The sequence below is a fragment of the Nocardia jiangsuensis genome, from assembly GCF_042650385.1.
GTDB classification, from domain to species: Bacteria; Actinomycetota; Actinomycetes; order Mycobacteriales; family Mycobacteriaceae; genus Nocardia; species Nocardia jiangsuensis.
This window is the reverse complement of the sequence record NZ_JBHSAX010000009.1, coordinates 54,850-73,603: the sequence shown is the minus strand read 5'-3', so window position 1 is coordinate 73,603 and position 18,754 is coordinate 54,850. Positions and strand designations below refer to the sequence as shown.

Here is an 18,754-nt window from a genome sequence, read left to right as displayed (position 1 = left end):
TGGTGGGAATGACGTTATCACAATCGGAGAGAACGAATCCCGAATATCGCCGTAAATCGCGTTCAAATACGGCCCATACCTGCGAGAATATCGTTATCACTCGTTGTCGAGGGAAGTGCCTCCGAACAACTTCCCTTGAGACCCTTGTCACACCGCCCAAACCAACCTACTGTGTGTTCACTAGGTTTTGTCGGACAGGAACTCTTCGTGACCACTCCTCGCCCCTACGCCACCCTCCTCGCCAAAGGTGAGGACCGCAGGCAGCGGATTCTGGGTGTCGCCCAGCGGCTGCTCACCCGCAACGGGTGGCGCAGCACCAGCCTGGCCCAGATCGCCCGCGAAGCGGGGGTCACCCCGGCCGGGCTGCTGCACCACTTCACCTCCAAGGAGCAGTTGCTGCACGCCGTGCTCGACGCCCGGGACGCGGACGACGCGCGCGACGCCGACCTGACCAACGACCTGATCGCCGAGATCCGCCGGGTGCCGGATCGCATGGCCCGCTCACCGGAGCTGGTCGGTACCTTCGTCGTCCTGCTGGTGGAGAACCTGCTGCCCGAGGCTCCGCTGCACGATCGGCTGCTCGATCGCTGGAAGGTGGCGGTCGACATCGTCGCCGAGACCATCCGGCACAACCAGGAGATCGGACGGTATCGGCCCGACCTCGATCCAGAACTCCGGGCTATGGAAATCGTCGCCTTCATCAACGGAATGGAGATCTCATGGCTACTCGATCGTTCGATCCCGCTGACCGAAGTGTTCAGCGAGTACACCAGGTCACTGGCTCGCGACTTCGCTTCAAGTGGGGAACCATCCGCTACCGGCTCGACATCGTCGGGGCCGACGTCATCGACGTCGTCCAGCACGCCGGCGGCTGGCTCTTCGACCGCGCCGTAGCGGGCTGGGACGTCACCGTCCTGGTGGCCGATCTCGGCGACGCCCGGCCGCTGCGGATCCTCGGCGCCGAGGTGCTCGAGCTGGAGGCGGTGCTCGCCAACGAGGGCAAGGGCAGGCAGCCGCACGCGCTCGCCATCGCCTCCGAGGTGCTGGCCAGCGATACCAGGACCCATCGCGGGCTGGTGAAGGCGCTGGACGACGGCGGCATGGAGGTGGTGGTCTGGGGGGAGAGCTGGCCGACCCCGCCCGAGCACCGCATCGAGCCGGTGGTGCACCGGCTCAGCGTGGCCGCGCAGGCCTTCAAGGCGCAGGCGCTGGCCGCCGCCGGGGTCCCGGTCGTCCCCGGCGACGTCGAGGTCTTCCGCAGCGGGCTCTCCGCCTTCCCTCCGGTCGGCGCCGACCTCAGCCCCGTGGGCTGACTCCGGCCGACCCCTCCCTTCCGACGCCGCGGCGCGTGCCGGTTCTGTCTCCGAACCCGCACGCGCCGTGTTGTTTTGGCATCTCCGGCAAACTTTGAGTATTGAATTCTTGCCTTGAGTATGTAACCTTGTTCACAAGTGAGAATGCCATTTTCCACCGCGTCGGGAGAGACATGACCGTCGAAGCAACCACCGCCGCGCCGGCGCTGAACACCGACCGGCGGCTGCTGATCGACGGCGAGCTCGTCGGCGCCGAGCGGACCTACCCCACGAGCAACCCCGCCACCGGCGCGGTGCTCGGGCATGCCCCGGACGCCGGGGTCGCCGAGGCCGAGCGGGCGATCGCCGCCGCGCGCCGCGCCTTCGACGAGACCACCTGGGCCACCGACCCCGGCTTCCGCGCGGACTGCCTCGACCAGCTGTACCGCGCGCTCGTCGAGAACGTCGAAGAGCTGCGCGAACTCACCATCGCGGAGGCCGGCGCCGCCCGGCTGCTCACCGAGCGGGCCCAGGTCGACGCGCCGCTGGAGATCGTGAAGCACTACGCCGAGCTGCTGCGCGGCTACTCGTTCCGCGAGGAGCTCGGCGAGCTGGAGTCGCGCGGCGCCAAGCACCGGCGCTGGGTGGAGAAGGAGGCCGCGGGCGTCGTCGCCGCGATCATCGCCTACAACTACCCGAATCAGCTGGCGCTGGCGAAGCTCGCCCCCGCGCTCGCGGCCGGCTGCACCGTCGTACTCAAGGCGGCTCCGGACACCCCGCTGATCACCCTCGCGCTCGGCGAGCTGATCGCGAACCACACCGATATCCCGGCCGGCGTGGTGAACGTGCTGAGCAGCGACGACCCCGAGGTGGGGCCGCTGCTCACGACGCACCCGGACGTCGACATGGTCACCTTCACCGGCTCCACCGCCACCGGCCGCCGGATCATGGCCGCCGCGAGCGAGACGGTGAAGAAGGTCTTCCTCGAGCTCGGCGGCAAGTCCGCCATGGTGCTGCTGGACGACGCCGACTTCGCGATGCCCGCGATGATGGCGGCCTTCATGATCTGTTCGCACGCCGGACAGGGCTGTGCCATCACCACCCGGCTGGTGGTGCCGCGGGCCGAGCACGACGAGATCGTCGCGGCCGTCGCCCAGAACCTGGCGAACATCAAACCCGGCGACCCGGCGCACCCGCACACCTACCTGGGCCCGCTGATCAGCGAGCGGCAGCGGGACAAGGTGCACGCCATGGTGCAGCGCGCCGTCGCGGACGGCGCCACGCTGGTCACCGGCGGCGAGAAGGTCGACCCCGGCTGGTTCTACACCCCGACGCTGCTCACGAACGTCGATCCGGACAGCGAGATCGCCCAGGAGGAGGTCTTCGGCCCGGTCCTCGTGGTGCTGCCGCACGACGGCGACGACGACGCGGTGCGGATCGCCAACAACTCCATCTACGGCCTGGCCGGCGCGGTGTACAGCGCCGACGAGGAGCGGGCGGTCGCGGTGGCGCGGCGGATCCGGGCAGGCGCCTTCAGCGTGAACGGCGGGCTGTACTTCGCGCCGGACACCCCGTTCGGCGGGTTCAAGCAGTCCGGCATCGGGCGCGAGATGGGCACCGCCGGGCTGGAGGAGTTCCTGGAGAGCAAGACCTTCGCCACGGTGGTGCCGTGAACCCGGCGGGGCACGCGGCGCCCGGTGGCCGGGCGCGGCAGCGATCGGCTCGCCGGTGACGGCCGCGGCGCCGGGCCGGCTGCGCGCTGTGGTCCGGGCGGGGTCACGGCCCATGCAGGCCGTCGGCGGGCTTTTCGCGATGTCCGCCGACGCGGTCCGGTTCCTGTTCAAGCGCCCGTTCCAGACCCGCGAGTTCCTGGAGCAGTCCTGGTTCATCGTGCGCGTCTCGCTGGTGCCGACGCTGCTGGTGGCGATCCCGTTCACCGTGCTGGTCAGCTTCACCATCAACATCCTGCTGCGCGAGCTCGGCGCCGCCGACCTGAGCGGCGCGGGCGCCGCCTTCGGCGCGGTCACCCAGGTGGGGCCGATGGTCACCGTGCTCATCGTGGCCGGGGCCGGCGCCACCGCCATGTGCGCCGACCTGGGCTCGCGCACCATCCGCGAGGAGATCGCGGCCATGCAGGTGCTCGGCATCGACCCGGTGCAGCGGCTGGTGACGCCGCGCATGCTCGCCTCCGGGCTGGTCGCCTTCCTGCTCAACAACCTGGTCTGCATCATCGGCATCCTGGGCGGCTACGTCTTCTCGGTGTACGTCCAGGACGTGAACCCGGGCGCCTTCGCCGCCGGGCTCACCCTGCTCACCGGGATCGACGAGGTGATCATCTCCTCGATCAAGGCGCTGCTCTTCGGTCTGGTGGCCGGGCTGGTCGCCTGCTACCGCGGGCTGGTCGTGACCGGCGGCGCGAAGGCCGTCGGCAACGCGGTGAACGAGACGGTGGTCTACGCCTTCATGGCGCTGTTCGTGATCAATGTCGTTGCCACCGCGATCGGCATCCAGCTGACGGTCCGCTGAGAGGAGGCCGGTCGTGACGATCGCCGCGCGCTACCCCAAGTACCTCCGCCGCATCCGGCGGCCCTACCTGACCCTCGGCCGGATCGGCGACCACGCGCTCTTCTACCTGCGCGCGCTGACCTCCGCGCCCTACGCCGCCTGGCACTACCGCCGTGAGACGATCAGGCTGATCGCCGAGATCAGCATGGGCTCGGGCGCGCTCGCGGTCTTCGGCGGCACCGTGGTGATCGTCGGGTTCCTCACCCTCGCCACCGGCGGCACGCTGGCCGTGCAGGGCTACAGCTCGCTCGGCAACATCGGCATCGAAGCGCTCACCGGCTTCCTCTCCGCCTTCATCAACGTGCGCATCTCGGCGCCGGTGGTGGCGGGCATCGGGCTGGCCGCGACCTTCGGCGCGGGCGCCACCGCGCAACTCGGCGCCATGCGGATCAACGAGGAGATCGACGCCCTCGAGTCGCTGGCGGTGGAGCCGGTGGCCTACCTGGTCGGCACCAGGCTGGTGGCCGGGATGATCGCGATCACCCCGCTGTACGCGCTGGCGGTGATCGCCTCGTTCATCGCCAGCCGGGTGATGACGGTGTTCCTGCTCGGCCAGTCGGCAGGGCTCTACGACCACTACTTCGGCACCTTCCTGAACCCGATCGACCTGCTCTGGTCGTTCCTGCAGGCGATGCTCATGGCACTGGTGATCCTGCTGATCCACACCTACTTCGGCTTCTTCGCCTCCGGCGGCCCGTCCGGGGTCGGGATCGCGGTCGGCAATGCCGTGCGCACCTCGCTGATCGCGGTCGTCTCGGTGACCCTGCTGGTCTCGCTGGCGGTCTACGGCTCCAACGGCAACTTCGACCTCTCCGGATGAGGAACCCGATGCCCCTGCTCTCCCGCCTGCGGCCGTCGCCGGACGCGAAACGCGCGCTGGCCGGGCTGATCTCGATCGGCCTCGGCGTGGCGATCGTCGCCGTCGCGCTGCGCATGTTCGACGGTGGCTTCACCGAGACCGTCCCGGTGACGGTGCTCTCGCCGCGCGCGGGTCTGGTGATGAACCCGGATGCCGACGTCAAGCTGCGCGGGGTCACCGTCGGCACGGTGGAATCCATCGAGACCAGGGCCGACGGGCTGGCCGAGCTGCGGCTCGCCATCCGCGCCGGGGAGCTGAGCCACATCCCGGCCGACGTGACCGTCGACATCGCCTCCACCACCGTCTTCGGCGCCAAGTTCGTCCAGCTGGTCCCGCCCGCCCGGCCCGGCGGCGAGCACCTGACCGCCGGACAGGTGCTGGACGCGCAGCACGTCACGGTGGAGATCAACACCGTCTTCCAGCAGCTCACCACGGTGCTCGGCAGGATCGAGCCGGAGAAGCTGAACGAGACGCTCGGCGCCATCGCGACCGCGACCAGCGGCCGCGGCGACCGGGTCGGGCAGATGCTCACCGACCTGGAATCGTTCCTGGCGCAGCTGGATCCGGCGCTGCCCGCGCTCTCCGCCGACCTCGCCGCCGCTCCCGTCGTGCTGAACACCTACGCCGACGCCGCGCAGCCGCTGCTCGACACCGCCGCCAACGCGAGCACCATCAGCCGCACCCTGGTGGACGAGCAGCAGAACCTGGACGCCTTCCTGGTCGGGCTGATCGGGCTCTCCGACACCGGGACGGCGGTGCTCGCCGAGAATCACGCCGTGCTCGACAGCACGCTCGCCGCCCTGGTCCCGACCACCACCCTGACCAGGGACTACCGGGCGGCGCTCACCTGCTCGCTGGAGGGGTTCGGCGATCTCTCCCGCTCCCCGCCGGTGGATGTGCCCGGCCTCGGGCTCTCGGCCAACTTCATGCTCGGCATCGAGCCCTACATGTACCCGCAGCACCTGCCGAAGGTCGCGGCCTCCGGCGGGCCGCAGTGCTCGGTGCTGCCGGTGCCGTACGAGGGCAGGCCGCCCTACGTGGTCGCCGACACCGGCGCCAACCCCTTCGAAAGTGGCAGGCAGACCGTGGAACTGAACTCGGCCAGTATTCAGCAGCTGCTCTTCGGCCCGCTGCTGACGGGGGCGCCGCGATGAAACGGCGCAACGGCCCGCTGCTCAAGTTCGGCGCCTTCGCGGTGGTCATGCTGGTGCTCTCCGGGCTGCTCCTCGTGGTGTTCGGCGACTACCGCTCCGGCTCGCGGGCGGAGTACGCGGCGATCTTCGCCGACTCCTCCGGGCTGCGCCCCGGCGACACCGTGCGCGTCGCCGGCGTCGAGGTCGGCAGCGTGCGGGAGGTGACGCTGCGCGCCGACCACTCGGTGCGGGTCGACTTCGACGCCGAGCGCACGGTGGCGCTGACCGAGGGCACCGCGCTGGCGGTGCGCTACCTGAACCTGGTCGGCGACCGGTACCTGGAGCTCACCGACGCGCCGGGCGCGCCGGGTGTGCTCGGCGAGGGCGCGGAGATCCCGCAGCAGCGCACCTCACCGGCGCTGGATCTGGATCTGCTGCTCGGCGGGTTGAAACCGGTGATCCAGGGGCTGGATTCGCGCCAGGTGAACGCGCTCACCTGGTCGCTGCTGGAGATCGTGCAGGGCAGGGAGGGCACCGTCGAATCGCTGATGGCGCGCACCGCCTCCTTCACCGGCACGCTCGCCGCCGACGGCCAGGTGATCCAGCAGCTCATCGACCACCTGAACACCGTCATGCAGACTCTCGCCAGGGACGGTGACCGGTTCTCCGCCACCATCGACCGGCTGGACCGGCTGGTCGCCGAGCTGGCCGCGGAGCGGGACCCGATCGGCGACGCCATCACCGCGCTCGACACCGGCACCGCGACCATCGCCGGCCTGCTCACCCAGGCCAACCCCCCGCTGGCGGGCACCGTCGACCAGCTCAACCGGCTCGCCCCGCTGATCGACGACGACAAGCAGACGCTCAGCGACGCGCTCGGCCGGGCGCCGGGGAACTTCCGCAAGCTGGTGCGGGCGGGCACCTACGGCAACTTCATCCAGTACTACATCTGCTCGATCATCGTGCGGGTCAACGACCCGGCCGGAAATGTGGTGGTGCTGCCCGCGATCGAGCAGACGACCGGAAGGTGCAGCAGGTAATGCTGGAGTACCGCGGAAACCACTTCGCCAGGCACGGCACCGTCGGTGTCGTCCTGATGCTGTGTGTCATCCTGCTCGGGCTGCAGGCGCAGCAGTTCATCACCTGGGTCAGCACCGTGCGCTACCACGCGGTCTTCACCGAGGCGGGCGGGCTCTCGGTCGGCGACGACGTGGTGGTCTCCGGGACGAAGGTGGGCCGGGTGTCGCGGGTCGAGCTGGTGGACGGCGACGCGCGCGTCACCTTCGCCATCGACGAGACCGTCGTGCTCGGCGACGCCAGCACCGCGAGGATCAAGACCGGCTCGCTGCTCGGCCAGCGGGTGCTCACCCTGGTCTCCGAGTACTCGGCGGGCTCGCGCCCGCTGCGCCCCTTCGACACCATCCCGGCCGAGCGCACCGGCTCGCCGTACTCGCTCACCGACGCGGTCGGCGAGCTGACCACCAATGTCACCGAGACCGACACGGAGTCGCTGAACCGGTCGCTGGACATGCTCTCGGTCACCATGGACCGGATCGCGCCGCAGATCGGCCCGGCCTTCGACGGCCTCACCGAGCTCTCCCGCTCGCTGAACGGCCGCAACACCGCGCTGCGCGACCTGCTCGCCGCCACCGCCGACGTCACCGGCATCCTGGCCGAGCGCGGCGCCCAGGTGAACAGCCTGATCCTGAACGCCAACGACCTGCTCGGCGTGCTCGCCGCGCGCAGGCAGGCGATCGTGGAGCTGCTGGCCAACACCACCGCCGTCGCCGAGCAGCTCAGCCTGCTGGTGGCGAACAACGAGGCCGAGCTGGCCCCCACCCTCGACCGGCTGAACTCGATCGCCGCCATGCTGCAGCAGAACCGGGACAACATCGCCGAGGCGCTCCCCGGCCTGGCCAAGGTCGCCATGACCCAGGGCGAGGCCGTCTCCGGCGGGCCGTTCTACAACGCCTACGTCGCGAACCTGATCCCGGCGCAGGTGATCCAGCCCTTCATCGATCAGGCGTTCGGCATCCAGCCGCAGCCCGCACCAACCCCGGAGCCGCCCCGATGACCCGAAGAATTCTGCTCGCCGCCGGCGCCGTGCTGGTCGTCGCGGCGCTCGCCGTCGCGGGGACCTACGGTTACCGCGCGGTCTTCGGGCCGCGCACCATCACGGCGGTGTTCAGCACCGCCACCGCCATCTACCGGGGTGACGACGTGCGGGTGGCCGGGGTGAAGGTCGGGCGGATCGCCGATATCCGGCCCACCGGCACCAGCACCGAGATGGAGCTGGAGGTGGAGCGCGGCGTCGACATCCCGGCGAACGCCAGGGCCGTCGTGGTGGCGCAGAGCCTGGTCGACGCCCGCTACGTGCAGCTCACCCCCTCGTATCGGGGGGACGGCCCGACGCTGGCCGACGGCGCGGTGATCCCGCTGGAGCGCACCGCCGTCCCGGTGGAGTGGGACGAGGTGAAAACCCAGCTCACCCGGCTCGCCACCGAGCTCGGGCCCGGCGCCGACCTGGCCTCCAGCTCCACCGGCCGCTTCATCGACAGCGCGGCGCGGGCCATGGACGGCAACGGCGCGAAGCTGCGCAGCACGCTGCTCGAGCTCTCGGCGGTGGGCCGGGTGCTGGCCGACGGCAGCGGCGACATCGCGAGCACGCTGCGCAACCTGCAGACCTTCGTGACGGCGCTGCGCGACAGCGATGTGCAGATCGTGGAGTTCCAGGACCGGCTGGCCACCCTCTCCAGCGTGCTCGACGACAGCCGCTCCGACCTGGACGCGGCGCTGGCGAGCCTCTCGGTCGCGGTGGGGGAGGTGCAGCGGTTCGTCACCGCGAATCGGGACCGGGCCACCGAGCAGGTGCAGCGGCTCACCGACGTGACGCAGAACCTGGTGGACAACCGGGACGACCTGGAGCAGCTGCTGCACGTCTTCCCGACGAGCATCGCCAACTTCTACAACATCTACAACCCGGACACCGCCACCGAGGCGGGCGTCTTCGTGCTGAACAACTTCAGCGACCCGATCCAGTTCGTCTGCTCGGCCATCGCCAGCCTGGAGAACGGCACCTCCGAGGAGGGGGCGCGGAAGTGCCGCGAGTACCTCGGCCCCGTCCTCGGGCTGCTCAACTTCAATTACCTCCCGGTCCCGGTGAACCCGGCGCTCGGCCCCACCGCGCGCCCGGAGAGCCTGATCTACACCGAGCAGGATCTGATTCCCCAGGTGGTGGATACCACGTCCCCGCCCCCGCCGCCCCTGCCCGATCTCGGGGCCATCCTCTTCCCCGGAAGGTAGTGAGCCGTGTTCACCTCCGGCAACCGTGCGCCGATCGGCCGACCCCGGAAAGAAACGCGGCACGCGCTGCGCGCGATCGGGATCGCGCTCTGCACCGCAGCGGTGGCGACGAGCTGCGCCTGGAACGGCGTGGAGACGCTGCCCCTGCCCGGCGCGCCGGGGCAGGGGAGCGATGCCGTCACCATCGACGTGGAGATGGCGAATATCGGTACCCTGGTGCAGAATTCGCCGGTCATGGTGGACGACGTCGTGGTCGGCAGCGTCAGCGGCATCCGGCTGGACGGCTGGCACGCCGTCGTCCAGGCCTCGATCCGCCCGGACGCCGCCGTCCCGGCGAACGTCGTCGCCACCGTCGGCCAGACCAGCCTGCTCGGCTCCAGCCACCTCGCGCTGAACACGCCCGCCGGTGAGGCCCCCGCCGGGGCCCTCTCCTCCGGCGTCCGCATCCCGCTGAACGCCTCGTCCACCTACCCCTCCACCGAGCAGACCCTCGCGTCGCTCTCGGTGGTGGTGAACGGCGGCGGCCTCGGCCAGCTCGGCGACATCATCCACAGCCTGAACGACGCCTTCGACGGCAGGCAGGAGCAGGTCGGGGCGCTGCTGGACCGGCTGGACACCGTCATGGGGACCCTGGACGGCCAGCGCGCCGACATCCTCGCCTCGATCGACGCGCTGAACCGGCTCGGCGGCCGCTTCGCCGAGCAGCGCGACACCGTCAGCCGGGCACTGAACGAGCTGCCCCCCGCCCTCGACGTGCTGCTCGCCGAGCGCCCCGCCATCACCGACGCGCTGAACCGGCTGCGCGCCTTCAGCGACACCAGCACCGCGGTGGTCCGCGACGTGCAGGCCGACCTGGTCAGCAACCTGCGCAACCTGGAGCCGACGCTCGCCGCACTGGCCGACGTCGGCCCGCAGATCGACGCCGCGCTCGCCTATGCGACCGTCTACCCCTACGGGCAGAAGACGATCGACGGCGCGGCGCGCGGCGACTACCTCAACCTGTTCGCCACCGTCGACCTCACCATTCCCCGGCTGCGGCGGGAGCTGCTGCTCGGCACCCCCTACGGCGACCCGACCGCCGTGGTGCAGGCCGCCGTCGGCGATCCCGGCTACGCGCAGCAGACCTCCGACCCGCTCCGGGTCGGCATCGCCCCGAACGGAGGCCGCTGAATGTTGCTGTCCCGCTTCGTCAAGTTCCAGCTGGTCACCTTCGCTGTGCTCTCGGTGATCGGGCTGACCGTGATGGCGACGGTCTACATGAAGCTGCCGACGCTCGCCGGCATCGGCACCATGCGGGTGACGGTCGAGCTGCCTGCCACCGGCGGGCTCTACCGGTTCGGCAACGTCACCTACCGCGGCGTCGAGATCGGCAAGGTGACCTCGGTCGAGCTCACCGACGACGGGGTGCTCGCGCACCTCGCGATCGACTCCGGCCGCGATATCCCGGCCGACCTGGAGGCGCAGGTGCGCAGCGTCTCCGCCGTCGGCGAGCAGTACGTGGAGCTGCGTCCGCGCACCGACGCGGCGCCGTTCCTGCGCGACGGTTCGGTGGTGGCTCGGCGCGACACCGCCATCCCGCAGCCGGTAGGCCCGATGCTCGACTCGCTGAGCGCCCTGGTCGGCACCATCCCCACCGACGAGCTGCACACCCTGCTCGGCGAGCTCTTCACCGGGCTGCACGGCGCCCAGTACGACCTGGAGACGCTGCTCACCTCGGGGCAGACCATCGCCACCGAGCTGAACGGGGTGGCGCCGCAGACCCGCACCCTGATCGAGGACGCGCGGCCACTGCTCGACTCCCAGGTGCGCTCCGCCGACGCCATCCGGATCTGGACCCGCAGCCTCTCCGGCGTCACCGCCCAGTTGGTCGCCAACGACCCCCAGCTGCGCGAACTCCTGCACTCCGGGCCCGGCTTCAGCGCCGAGCTGGAGCAGTTGCTCGGTCAGGTGCGGCCCACGCTGCCGATCCTGCTCGGCAACCTGACCAGCGTCGGCCAGCTCGCGGTCACCTACAACGCCGGGCTGGAGCAGCTGCTGGTGCTGCTGCCGCCCTCCATCTCCATGATCCAGGCGGTGCAGCCGAACCGGAACGCCTCCGGGCTCGGGCTCGGCGACTTCCGGATCAGCGGCGTCTCCGACCCGCCCGCCTGCACCGTCGGCTTCCTGCCGCCGTCGGAGTGGCGCTCGCCGGAGGACACCACCGTCATCGACACCCCCGACGACCTGTACTGCAAGCTGCCGCAGAACTCCGATATCGCGGTGCGCGGCGTGCGCAACATCCCGTGCGCGGAGAATCCGGCCAAGCGCGCCCCGACCGCCGCGCTCTGCCACAGCGAGGAAGGGTTCGTCCCGCTCGCCAACGAGCAGCCGCTGCTCGGCCCCTACCCCCGCGATCCCAGCCTCGAGGGGCAGGGGATCCCGCCGGACTCGCGCTACGGGACCGCGCCCGCCTCGTTCGGGACGGCGCAGTACGACCCGCACACCGGCAACTACCTCGGCCCGGACGGAAAGCTCTACCAGCAGACGGATCTCGCCGACAAGGCCGCGGTCTGGACGGACATGCTCCCGCGCTGAGCACGGCTCGGCCCGGCCCGACCTGGTCACCCGGCGAGCGCCGCGGCCGGTGGTCGTGCCCACCCCCCAACACGCGCAGGGCGCCCCGCATGTCATGCGGGGCGCCCTGCGCGTATTCAGTCGGTCAGAGGCCGAGATCCGCCAGCGGACTGGTATCGCACGCCTTGCCTGCGACGGTCGCGGCCCGCCGCTGCACGGTCGGCAAACCGAGCCCGACCGACGCCTTGCGCCCACGCCGCGAGTGATCCTTGTCCGGCTTGGGCAGGGCCCCCGCCATCTCGAGCTCCGCGTTCCCGCGCACGCACTCCGGATCCGGCCCGTCCAGCGGCAGCCCGGTGAAGAACTTGGCCGCCATGCACCCGCCCTTGCAGGAGTCGTAGGCCGAGCAGGAGACACACGCCCCTCCGGTCTGCGGCTCGCGCAGCCGGGTGAAGAGCTCGGAACGGCGCCAGACGGATTCGAACCCGCCCGGGTCGCGCACGTTCCCGGCCAGGAACTCGTCGTGGATGGCGAACGGGCAGGCGTACACGTCGCCGACCGGGTCGATCAGGCACACCACCCGACCGGCGCCGCACAGGTTGAGCCCGGGCAGCGGGGTGGAACCGAGCGCGTTCAGGTGGAAGAACGAGTCGCCGGTGAGCACCTGCTCACCATTGGCGATCAGCCAGTCGTAGATGGCCAGCTGCTGATCGGTGGTCGGGTGCAGCTCGGGCCAGACGTCGGCGCCGCGCCCGGAGGGCCGGAGCCGGGTGATCCGCAGCTGCGCGCCGAACCGGTCGGCGATCGCCTTGAAGTCGTCGAGTTGCCCGACATTGTGCCGCGTCATCACGACCGAGATCTTGAAGTTCTCGAACCCCGCGTCGGCCAGGTTCCCCATGGCCCGGTAGGCCATGTCGAACGAGCCCGGCCCGCGCACCGCGTCGTTGACCTCGGCGGTCGCGCCGTCCATGGAGATCTGCACGTCGACGTAGTCGCTCGCCGCGAGCTGCCTGGCCCGCGCCGCGTTCAGCCGCACCCCGTTGGTGGAGAACTTCACGCCGACGCCGTGGTCGACGGAGTAGTCGAGCAGCTCCCAGAAGTCGGGCCGCACGGTGGGCTCGCCGCCGCCCATGTTGACGTAGAAGACCTGCATGCGCTGCAGCTCGTCGATCACGGCCTTGCACTCGGCGGTGCTCAGCTCGCGCGGATCGCGCCGGCCGGAGGAGGAGAGGCAGTGCTCGCAGGCCAGGTTGCAGGCGTAGGTGAGCTCCCAGGTGAGGCAGATGGGGGCGTCCAGGCCGTGTTCGAAGTGCTCGACGAGTTTCATGGTCGCTCCTGGATGGTCCCGGCGTCGGCGAGGCCCGCGAGCGCTCGCAAGTAGTGGTCGTGCGAGGGGGCGGGCACGCCCGCCGCGGTGAGCGCGCTGTTCGCGTCGGGCTGCTCGGCGAGCGCGCGCACCACCGCCACCAGCAGCGGCGTCTTCAGGAACGAGAGCCGGCGGGTGCCGTAGTCGTAGAGCAGTGCCCCGAACGGCTCGGGCCGCACCGACACCGAGGGTGCCAGTGCGTAGGCCCGGGCCGGATCGAACGGCGGACGGTCAGTAGACACCGCACATGCCATCGATCGAGACCTCCTCGACCAGCACGTCCTCCTCGACGAGGGATTCGGTCTTCGTGTCCTCGGTCATCTGCGTCACCTTCCTGTATGGCTGTGGCACCGAGCATAATGTCAGTTCGTGTCGAAAAGGAAGGAATGGCACGAGAATGTAATTTCCGGACTTGCATTACACTGTTCTCGACCAAGGGAGGTGCGCGATGACGGAGTCGTCGGTGCGGCGCATGCTGGCCATCTTCGACGTCGAGCCCGCCGGCCCCGGCCGCTTCGCCGGGACCAGCGACGGCGGCTCGCGGCGCGTGGTCGACGGCACCCAGCTGCTCGCGCAGTCACTGGTCGCGGCCGCGAAGACGTTCGAGGACAAGGTGATCCGCTCCGCGCACGCCACCTTCTCGCGCGCGGTCGATCCAGAACGGCCGGTGGAGTTCGTGGTCGAGCAGACGCACCGCGGCCGCTCGATGGCGAGCGCGGTGGTCGGGGTCGAGCAGGGCGGGCGGCGCTGCGCCACCGTCTCGGTACTGGCCGACACCCCGACCGACGATGTGGTGCGGCATCACGTGCCGCGCCCCGACGTGCCCGGCCCGGCGGCAGCCATCTCGGCCGACATGCCGCTGACCGGCCGCGACCTGCGGATCGTCGGGGTGGCCGACGTGAACGACCCGGACGAGGTCGGTCCGCCGGAGCTGCACGCCTGGCTGCGCTACGACCCCGTCCCGGACCGCGACGACCTGGCCAAGGCGCTGCTCGCGCACTTCACCGGACACCTCTCGGTCTCCGCCACGCTGCGCGCGCACCCCGGCGTCGGCACCGCCCAGGCGCACCACACGATCTCCACCGCGCCGATGACCGTCGCGGTGCGCTTCCACGAGCCCGCCGCCTGGGACGGGTGGCTACTGTATTCGCACGAGAGCATCCAGGTCGGCGCGGGCATGTCCTGCGTGCGCGGGCTGGTGCACACCGAGGACGGGCGGCTGATCGCCTCCTTCACCCAGGAGGCGATGATCCGCCCGCTGCGCGGGGACGACACCGCCATCCCGGCGGAGGCCCGGCTGTGAGAAGGGAACACCGATGACCGATCACCCCGGCTTCCTGACCCGCCCCGACTATCGGGTCGACATCCACCTCCGGCGCAACCTGATCACCGTGCACCACGGCGAGTCGCTGATCGCGGAGAGCATCCGCGCGCTGCTGGTGGACGAGCAGGACCACGGGCTGGTCTTCTACCTGCCGCGCGCCGACGTCCGGGTGCGGCTGGCCGCCGACGAGTCGCGCGCGAGCACCTGCCCCTTCAAGGGCGCCGCCACCTACTGGCGCTTCGACGGCGACGGCGGCGAGGCGGTGGTCTGGAGCTACGAGGACCCGGCGCCGCAGGTGGCGCAGTTGCGCGGGCACGTCGCCTTCTATCAGGACCGGGTGACGCTGCGGGTCGGCGTGGCGACCCCGGCGGTCAGCGGCAGGGACTGACTCAGCGATCGAGCCGCGGCAGTACCTCGGCGGCGAAGAGCTCCATCGTCGCCTCGGCCTCCCGCGGCGAGACCAGGAAGACGACCGCGTCGATGCCGCTCGCGGCCCGCTCGGCGAGCTGCTCGGCCACCATGGCCGGGGTGCCGACGTAGCCGTCGTCCAGGCCGTAGGCCGCGGCGCCGTACCGGCGTTCGGCCCGCTCCCGCACCGCGGGCAGCGCGGCCTCGTCCGGGGCCAGCGCGAGCACCGCCTGGTGCGAGCGCGCGATGGTGGCCGGATCCCGCTGCACGGCAGCGCATTCGCGCTCCAGCGCGGCGGTGAGCGCGGGCCGGTCGCGCAGCCCGTAGGTGGGGATGTTCCAGACGTCGGCGTACCGGGCGACCAGTGGCAGTGTGTACTTCGGGCCCGCCCCGCCCAGGTGGATCGGCGGCCGCGGCCGCTGCACCGGGCCGGGCACGTTCGGCAGCTCGGTGACCCGGTAGTGCGCGCCGGCGAAGGTGGTCGGCTCGCCGGTGAACATCCGGGTGACGATCTCCAGCGTCTCGCCGAGCCGCGCGGAACGCTCGGCGGCGCTGCCCCACGGCAGCCCGGCGCGGCGGTGCTCCTCCTCGACCGAGCCGCTGCCGAGCCCGAACTCCAGCCTGCCGCCGGAGATGACGTCGAGCGTGCTGGCCATCCGGCCGAGCAGCGCCGGGTGCCGGAAGCTGTTGCACAGGACGAGGGTGCCGACCCGGAGCGTCTCGGTGCCGCAGAGCAGCGCGGTCGCGGTGGTCCACGCCTCCAGCGCGGGCTGCTCGGGCATACCGGGCGCGTAGAGGTGGTCGAACACCCAGAACGTCTCGAAACCGGTGCGCTCGGCGGTGCGCGCCAGGCCGAGCAGCGCGACGGCGTCGGCGACCAGCTGGGGTACGAAGATGCCGAAGCGCATCACTAGACGGTAGCCCGAACGCCCGGTCCCGCAGGGAAAACGAGAGCCGCATTTCCATAGAGCAAGTTGTTGGGTGACGGGTGTCACTCTGACTGGGCGATGCGTCGACCCCAGCTCCGCCGCGGCCTCTCCGGCGATGCCGGGCTCGGGCTCTTCGTCGTCGGCAGGTCGGCCTCGGTGTCCTGCGCGCCCTGCCGAAGGGGATCCAGGCGCTCTAGCCGAGCGTCGCGGCCAGCCTGCCCGCGTTCATCCAGCCGATCGCCTCGATCGAGACCATCGGGTTCACCCCGGAGGCGGTGGGGAAGCAGGAGGCGTCCGCGACGACGAGATTCGGCACCTCCCAGGTGGCGCCGTCCGGGTTCAGCGCGGAGTGCTCGGCGCTGCCGCCCATCCGGGCCGAGCCCATGATGTGCAGCGCCGCCATGGCGCACTGGCCCGGGCCGTACCCGGCGCTCGCGCAGCGGGCCGCGAAGGCCGCATGGTCGCCGCGCTTCCCCGGTTCGTAGGAGGCGCCGGACTGGTGCCCGGAGTCGATCGCCCGCGCCCCCGCCGCCTCCAGGATCTCGGCGGCGCCGACGATCCCGCGGTGCAGGTGCGCGCGGTCCCGCGCGGAGAGGGTGTAGTGCACGATCGCCTCGCCCTGCTTGTCCACGGTCACCTTGCCGTGGTCGCGGTCCCTGGTGATCACGCCGATGGCGACGGTGTTCGCGAGATTCAGCATGGCGGCGCGGTGCGCGTCGGCGCCGCGCCAGTTCATGAAGCCGACCAGCATGCCGGGGTGCATCGGGCCGGTCTCGTAGATGACGCCGTAGCCGTCGCCGTCCAGATCCGCGTGCTGCCGGGAGATCCGGGTCTGCAGCCCGCCCTCCCAGGGCCGGATCTCGTCGTCGAAGGTGCCGAAGACCGCGGAGGCCGGGTGCAGCCGCAGGTGATCGCCGATGTTCTTGTTCCGCAATCCGGAGCGGCGCAGCAGCGCCGGGGTCTGGATGGCGCCGGCGGCGACCACCACCGCCCCGGCCCGCACGGTGAACTCGGCGCCGTCGGCGGTGCGCGCGCTGACACCGGTCGCCCGGCCCGCGCTGACCTCGACCCGGCGCACATCGGCGCCGACCACCAGCCGGGCGCCGCGCTCGGCGGCATCGCGCAGCCAGGTCTTGGTGGCCGACTGCTTGGCGCCGATGCGGCAGCCGTAGCCGCAGCGGCCGCACTCGGTGCCCGCGTCACAGGCGTCGGTGACGTTGCGCGGCAGGGTGTCGAGTTCCCAGCCGAGCGCGGTGACACCGCGCTCGAGCACGCCGTCGCGGGCGGAGAGCGGGGAGCGCTCGGAGGTCACCCCGATGCGGCGGACCACCTCGTCCATCGCGGCGCCGTACTCCGCGCCGGCGAACTGCTCGGCGCCGAGCGCCGCCCACTCCGCGCGCACCGCGTCGGGGGTGCGCAGCGAGGTGCTCCAGTTGACGACGGTGCCGCCGCCGAGGCAGCTCCCGGCCACCAGGGTCAGCTGCCCCTCGGTGGTGGCCTGCGGGCCGGGGGAGTAGAGCCTGGTGAGGGCGTCGAGTTCGCCGGTGCCGAAGTCGGCGTCGTCGTAGTACTCGCCGCGCTCCAGCACCACGACATCCAGCCCGGCGGCGGCGAGCCTGGCCGCAGCCGCGCCGCCGCCCGCGCCGGAGCCGACCACGACGACATCGCAGTCGAGCGTTTCAGCGCCGTTCGGGCGCAGCGGTCTCAGTGCGGGCTCCGGCGCCGTCGCCTGCGGGCCGGGCGCGGCCGGGTACCCCATCTCCTTCCACAGCGGGTTGTCGCCGTGCGGGCCGGGAGTCGTGTAGTACGAGAGCAGCGCCGCCTGCTTGAGTGCCTGGAAGATCGCGCGCTTGGGGGCGAGCCGCGAGTTGCCGAGCCCGAGCAGCAGCCGCTCCCGCTCGGCCTGCGTGCGGGCCGAGAAGCGGCCGGGGGCGCCGCCGGTGAGCAGCGCGAGCAATGGGGAATCCCAGATACCGAGCAGGGTGGCGAGCTGCCTGCCCTCCGCGGCGCGCGGATTGCGGGCCAGCAGCCGCAGCACGACGTCGGGAACGCCGAGCTCGGCGGCGGAGGGCAGGGCGTTGCCGTCACCCGGTGCGAACGTGTCGCAGATCAGCGTGAGGGCTGCGCGCTGACGTGCGGTGAGATCCATGCGAACTCCCGGCGGTATGTGAATCGTGACTCACATGAATGGGCTGTCGCGGAACCATAGCCTGCGCGGCAGCCGGGAGTAAAGCGACGTCGACCAGGATGTTCGTCCGGAATCGTGGATTACTTCGGTGCGTCGCCCTGGGTCGCGCGGTCGCGCCAGACGTCCAGGATCTCGGTGGCGAAGGTGCTGGTCGGCAGCGGCGGGCGCTGGCCGGTGGAGACGTGCGCGGCGAGCGCGGCCAGCCGGGTCGCCGCGCGCGCGGGCCAGCCGTTGGCCAGGGTCCAGGCGTAGACGTCGTCGCCGGTGAAGGAGTGGCCGTTCTCGTGCGCGATGCTCAGCACCGCGGCGGCGTCCCTGCGGTCCTGTGCGGCAGTGAGATTCGAGGCCGGGTCGACCAGCCCGGAGAGCGTCGTCAGCGCCTCGGCCACCACCGGGTCCAGCCGGGCCGCACCCGGCGGCGGCACCGCGGGGCCGAGCAGCCGGGGCTGCGCGGCCTGCGCCCAGGCGGCGACCTCGTCCAGGCTGTTCGGCACCACGCAGAGCGCGGTGGTGCGGCGGTCGTCGGCGATCCGGGTGAGCTCCTCCGGGGTGGGCCAGGCCGCGAGCACCGGGCCGCCGCGCCAGGTCGTGGCCGGCCTGCGCCAGGTCGCCACCAGTGCCCTGGCCTCGTCGACGAACTCGCGCAGCCACGGGTTGTCGTCGACATTCGACCTACCGGGTGCGTAGACCAGCGGCGTCCCGCCGAAACGGCGGGATCTGCGGGCGACCCAGGCGATTCCGTCGGACAGCCCGGGGTCGTCACCGACAGCCGTCAGTGCAGTCGGGTAACGCCATCGGCCCGCGGCAGACATGGGGACCATCCTCGCATTACTG

General features: G+C 71.3%; 19 protein-coding genes. 13 read left to right on the top strand and 6 right to left on the bottom strand.

Features of this window, described 5'->3' with window-relative positions:
* The first annotated feature begins 207 nt into the window (after positions 1 to 207).
* From ACFO0B_RS09570 to ACFO0B_RS09520, 11 genes are all read left to right on the top strand, one after another.
* Positions 208 to 894 (top strand): TetR/AcrR family transcriptional regulator, encoded by a 687-nt coding sequence (locus tag ACFO0B_RS09570; protein WP_378611994.1) that lies wholly within the window; start codon positions 208 to 210, stop codon positions 892 to 894.
* A gap of 23 nt (positions 895 to 917) precedes the next feature.
* Positions 918 to 1,313, top strand: a complete 396-nt coding sequence (locus ACFO0B_RS09565) for a hypothetical protein (protein WP_378611993.1) — start codon at positions 918 to 920, stop codon at positions 1,311 to 1,313.
* A 173-nt stretch (positions 1,314 to 1,486) separates the two neighbouring features.
* Positions 1,487 to 2,965: an aldehyde dehydrogenase family protein gene (locus tag ACFO0B_RS09560; protein ID WP_378611992.1), complete on the top strand. Its 1,479-nt coding sequence runs from the start codon at positions 1,487 to 1,489 to the stop codon at positions 2,963 to 2,965.
* A gap of 112 nt (positions 2,966 to 3,077) precedes the next feature.
* Positions 3,078 to 3,818 carry an MlaE family ABC transporter permease gene (locus ACFO0B_RS09555; protein WP_233021256.1) on the top strand — a complete coding sequence of 247 codons (741 nt, stop codon included), beginning with the start codon at positions 3,078 to 3,080 and terminating at the stop codon, positions 3,816 to 3,818.
* A gap of 19 nt (positions 3,819 to 3,837) precedes the next feature.
* Complete coding sequence (locus ACFO0B_RS09550) at positions 3,838 to 4,677, top strand: MlaE family ABC transporter permease (RefSeq protein ID WP_378612273.1); 840 nt, start codon at positions 3,838 to 3,840, stop codon at positions 4,675 to 4,677.
* An 8-nt stretch (positions 4,678 to 4,685) separates the two neighbouring features.
* Positions 4,686 to 5,870, top strand: coding sequence for an MCE family protein (locus ACFO0B_RS09545; protein WP_378611991.1), 1,185 nt, complete (start codon positions 4,686 to 4,688; stop codon positions 5,868 to 5,870).
* The gene (locus ACFO0B_RS09540; RefSeq protein ID WP_378611990.1) at positions 5,867 to 6,889 is read left to right on the top strand and encodes an MCE family protein; all 1,023 of its coding nucleotides are present in this window, start codon (positions 5,867 to 5,869) and stop codon (positions 6,887 to 6,889) included. Before ACFO0B_RS09545 ends, ACFO0B_RS09540 begins: the two co-directional genes overlap by 4 nt.
* Positions 6,889 to 7,923 (top strand): MCE family protein, encoded by a 1,035-nt coding sequence (locus ACFO0B_RS09535; RefSeq protein WP_378611989.1) that lies wholly within the window; start codon positions 6,889 to 6,891, stop codon positions 7,921 to 7,923. Before ACFO0B_RS09540 ends, ACFO0B_RS09535 begins: the two co-directional genes overlap by 1 nt.
* Positions 7,920 to 9,152, top strand: coding sequence for an MCE family protein (locus tag ACFO0B_RS09530; protein WP_378611988.1), 1,233 nt, complete (start codon positions 7,920 to 7,922; stop codon positions 9,150 to 9,152). Before ACFO0B_RS09535 ends, ACFO0B_RS09530 begins: the two co-directional genes overlap by 4 nt.
* Positions 9,153 to 9,158: 6 nt before the next feature.
* Positions 9,159 to 10,322 (top strand): MCE family protein, encoded by a 1,164-nt coding sequence (locus tag ACFO0B_RS09525; RefSeq protein ID WP_378611987.1) that lies wholly within the window; start codon positions 9,159 to 9,161, stop codon positions 10,320 to 10,322.
* Positions 10,323 to 11,726 carry an MCE family protein gene (locus tag ACFO0B_RS09520; protein WP_378611986.1) on the top strand — a complete coding sequence of 468 codons (1,404 nt, stop codon included), beginning with the start codon at positions 10,323 to 10,325 and terminating at the stop codon, positions 11,724 to 11,726.
* Positions 11,727 to 11,850: 124 nt separating this feature from the next.
* On the opposite strand, the gene mftC is transcribed toward ACFO0B_RS09520, so the two are convergent.
* Genes mftC through mftA form a run of 3 tightly spaced genes read right to left on the bottom strand, consistent with a single transcriptional unit; the run spans position 11,851 to position 13,392 of the window.
* Positions 11,851 to 13,032, bottom strand: a complete 1,182-nt coding sequence (gene mftC / locus ACFO0B_RS09515) for a mycofactocin radical SAM maturase (protein WP_378611984.1) — start codon at positions 13,030 to 13,032, stop codon at positions 11,851 to 11,853.
* Positions 13,029 to 13,325 (bottom strand): mycofactocin biosynthesis chaperone MftB, encoded by a 297-nt coding sequence (gene mftB / locus ACFO0B_RS09510; protein ID WP_378611983.1) that lies wholly within the window; start codon positions 13,323 to 13,325, stop codon positions 13,029 to 13,031. The genes mftC and mftB overlap by 4 nt, the downstream gene beginning before the upstream one ends.
* Entirely contained in the window at positions 13,303 to 13,392 is a 90-nt protein-coding gene (gene mftA / locus ACFO0B_RS09505) for a mycofactocin precursor MftA (protein ID WP_233017410.1), read from the bottom strand. Before mftA ends, mftB begins: the two co-directional genes overlap by 23 nt.
* A gap of 127 nt (positions 13,393 to 13,519) precedes the next feature.
* Here mftA and ACFO0B_RS09500 point away from each other — a divergent pair, with 127 nt between their 5' ends.
* Entirely contained in the window at positions 13,520 to 14,374 is an 855-nt protein-coding gene (locus ACFO0B_RS09500; protein WP_378611982.1) for an acyl-CoA thioesterase, read from the top strand.
* Between the two features lie 13 nt (positions 14,375 to 14,387).
* Positions 14,388 to 14,783: a DUF427 domain-containing protein gene (locus tag ACFO0B_RS09495; protein ID WP_378611981.1), complete on the top strand. Its 396-nt coding sequence runs from the start codon at positions 14,388 to 14,390 to the stop codon at positions 14,781 to 14,783.
* Between the two features lies 1 nt (position 14,784).
* On the opposite strand, the gene ACFO0B_RS09490 is transcribed toward ACFO0B_RS09495, so the two are convergent.
* The 3 genes from ACFO0B_RS09490 to ACFO0B_RS09480 form a co-directional block, all read right to left on the bottom strand.
* Positions 14,785 to 15,711 (bottom strand): LLM class flavin-dependent oxidoreductase, encoded by a 927-nt coding sequence (locus ACFO0B_RS09490; RefSeq protein ID WP_378611979.1) that lies wholly within the window; start codon positions 15,709 to 15,711, stop codon positions 14,785 to 14,787.
* 214 nt (positions 15,712 to 15,925) lie between these two features.
* Positions 15,926 to 17,881, bottom strand: coding sequence for an FAD-dependent oxidoreductase (locus tag ACFO0B_RS09485; RefSeq protein ID WP_378611978.1), 1,956 nt, complete (start codon positions 17,879 to 17,881; stop codon positions 15,926 to 15,928).
* Positions 17,882 to 18,000: 119 nt separating this feature from the next.
* A complete protein-coding gene (locus ACFO0B_RS09480) occupies positions 18,001 to 18,732 on the bottom strand; it encodes a hypothetical protein (RefSeq protein WP_378611977.1) in 732 nt (243 codons plus the stop codon).
* Between the last annotated feature and the right edge of the window lie 22 nt (positions 18,733 to 18,754).

Coding starts and splice junctions, on each gene's coding strand:
- ACFO0B_RS09555 (WP_233021256.1), top strand. CDS start 3,078: ATGCAGGCCGTCGGCGGGCTTTTCGCGATGTCCGCCGACGCGGTCCGG.
- ACFO0B_RS09490 (WP_378611979.1), bottom strand. CDS start 15,711: ATGCGCTTCGGCATCTTCGTACCCCAGCTGGTCGCCGACGCCGTCGCG.
- ACFO0B_RS09535 (WP_378611989.1), top strand. CDS start 6,889: ATGCTGGAGTACCGCGGAAACCACTTCGCCAGGCACGGCACCGTCGGT.
- ACFO0B_RS09480 (WP_378611977.1), bottom strand. CDS start 18,732: ATGTCTGCCGCGGGCCGATGGCGTTACCCGACTGCACTGACGGCTGTC.
- ACFO0B_RS09485 (WP_378611978.1), bottom strand. CDS start 17,881: ATGGATCTCACCGCACGTCAGCGCGCAGCCCTCACGCTGATCTGCGAC.
- mftC (WP_378611984.1), bottom strand. CDS start 13,032: ATGAAACTCGTCGAGCACTTCGAACACGGCCTGGACGCCCCCATCTGC.
- ACFO0B_RS09540 (WP_378611990.1), top strand. CDS start 5,867: ATGAAACGGCGCAACGGCCCGCTGCTCAAGTTCGGCGCCTTCGCGGTG.
- ACFO0B_RS09545 (WP_378611991.1), top strand. CDS start 4,686: ATGCCCCTGCTCTCCCGCCTGCGGCCGTCGCCGGACGCGAAACGCGCG.
- ACFO0B_RS09530 (WP_378611988.1), top strand. CDS start 7,920: ATGACCCGAAGAATTCTGCTCGCCGCCGGCGCCGTGCTGGTCGTCGCG.
- mftA (WP_233017410.1), bottom strand. CDS start 13,392: ATGACCGAGGACACGAAGACCGAATCCCTCGTCGAGGAGGACGTGCTG.
- ACFO0B_RS09560 (WP_378611992.1), top strand. CDS start 1,487: ATGACCGTCGAAGCAACCACCGCCGCGCCGGCGCTGAACACCGACCGG.
- ACFO0B_RS09500 (WP_378611982.1), top strand. CDS start 13,520: ATGACGGAGTCGTCGGTGCGGCGCATGCTGGCCATCTTCGACGTCGAG.
- ACFO0B_RS09495 (WP_378611981.1), top strand. CDS start 14,388: ATGACCGATCACCCCGGCTTCCTGACCCGCCCCGACTATCGGGTCGAC.
- ACFO0B_RS09520 (WP_378611986.1), top strand. CDS start 10,323: ATGTTGCTGTCCCGCTTCGTCAAGTTCCAGCTGGTCACCTTCGCTGTG.
- mftB (WP_378611983.1), bottom strand. CDS start 13,325: ATGGCATGTGCGGTGTCTACTGACCGTCCGCCGTTCGATCCGGCCCGG.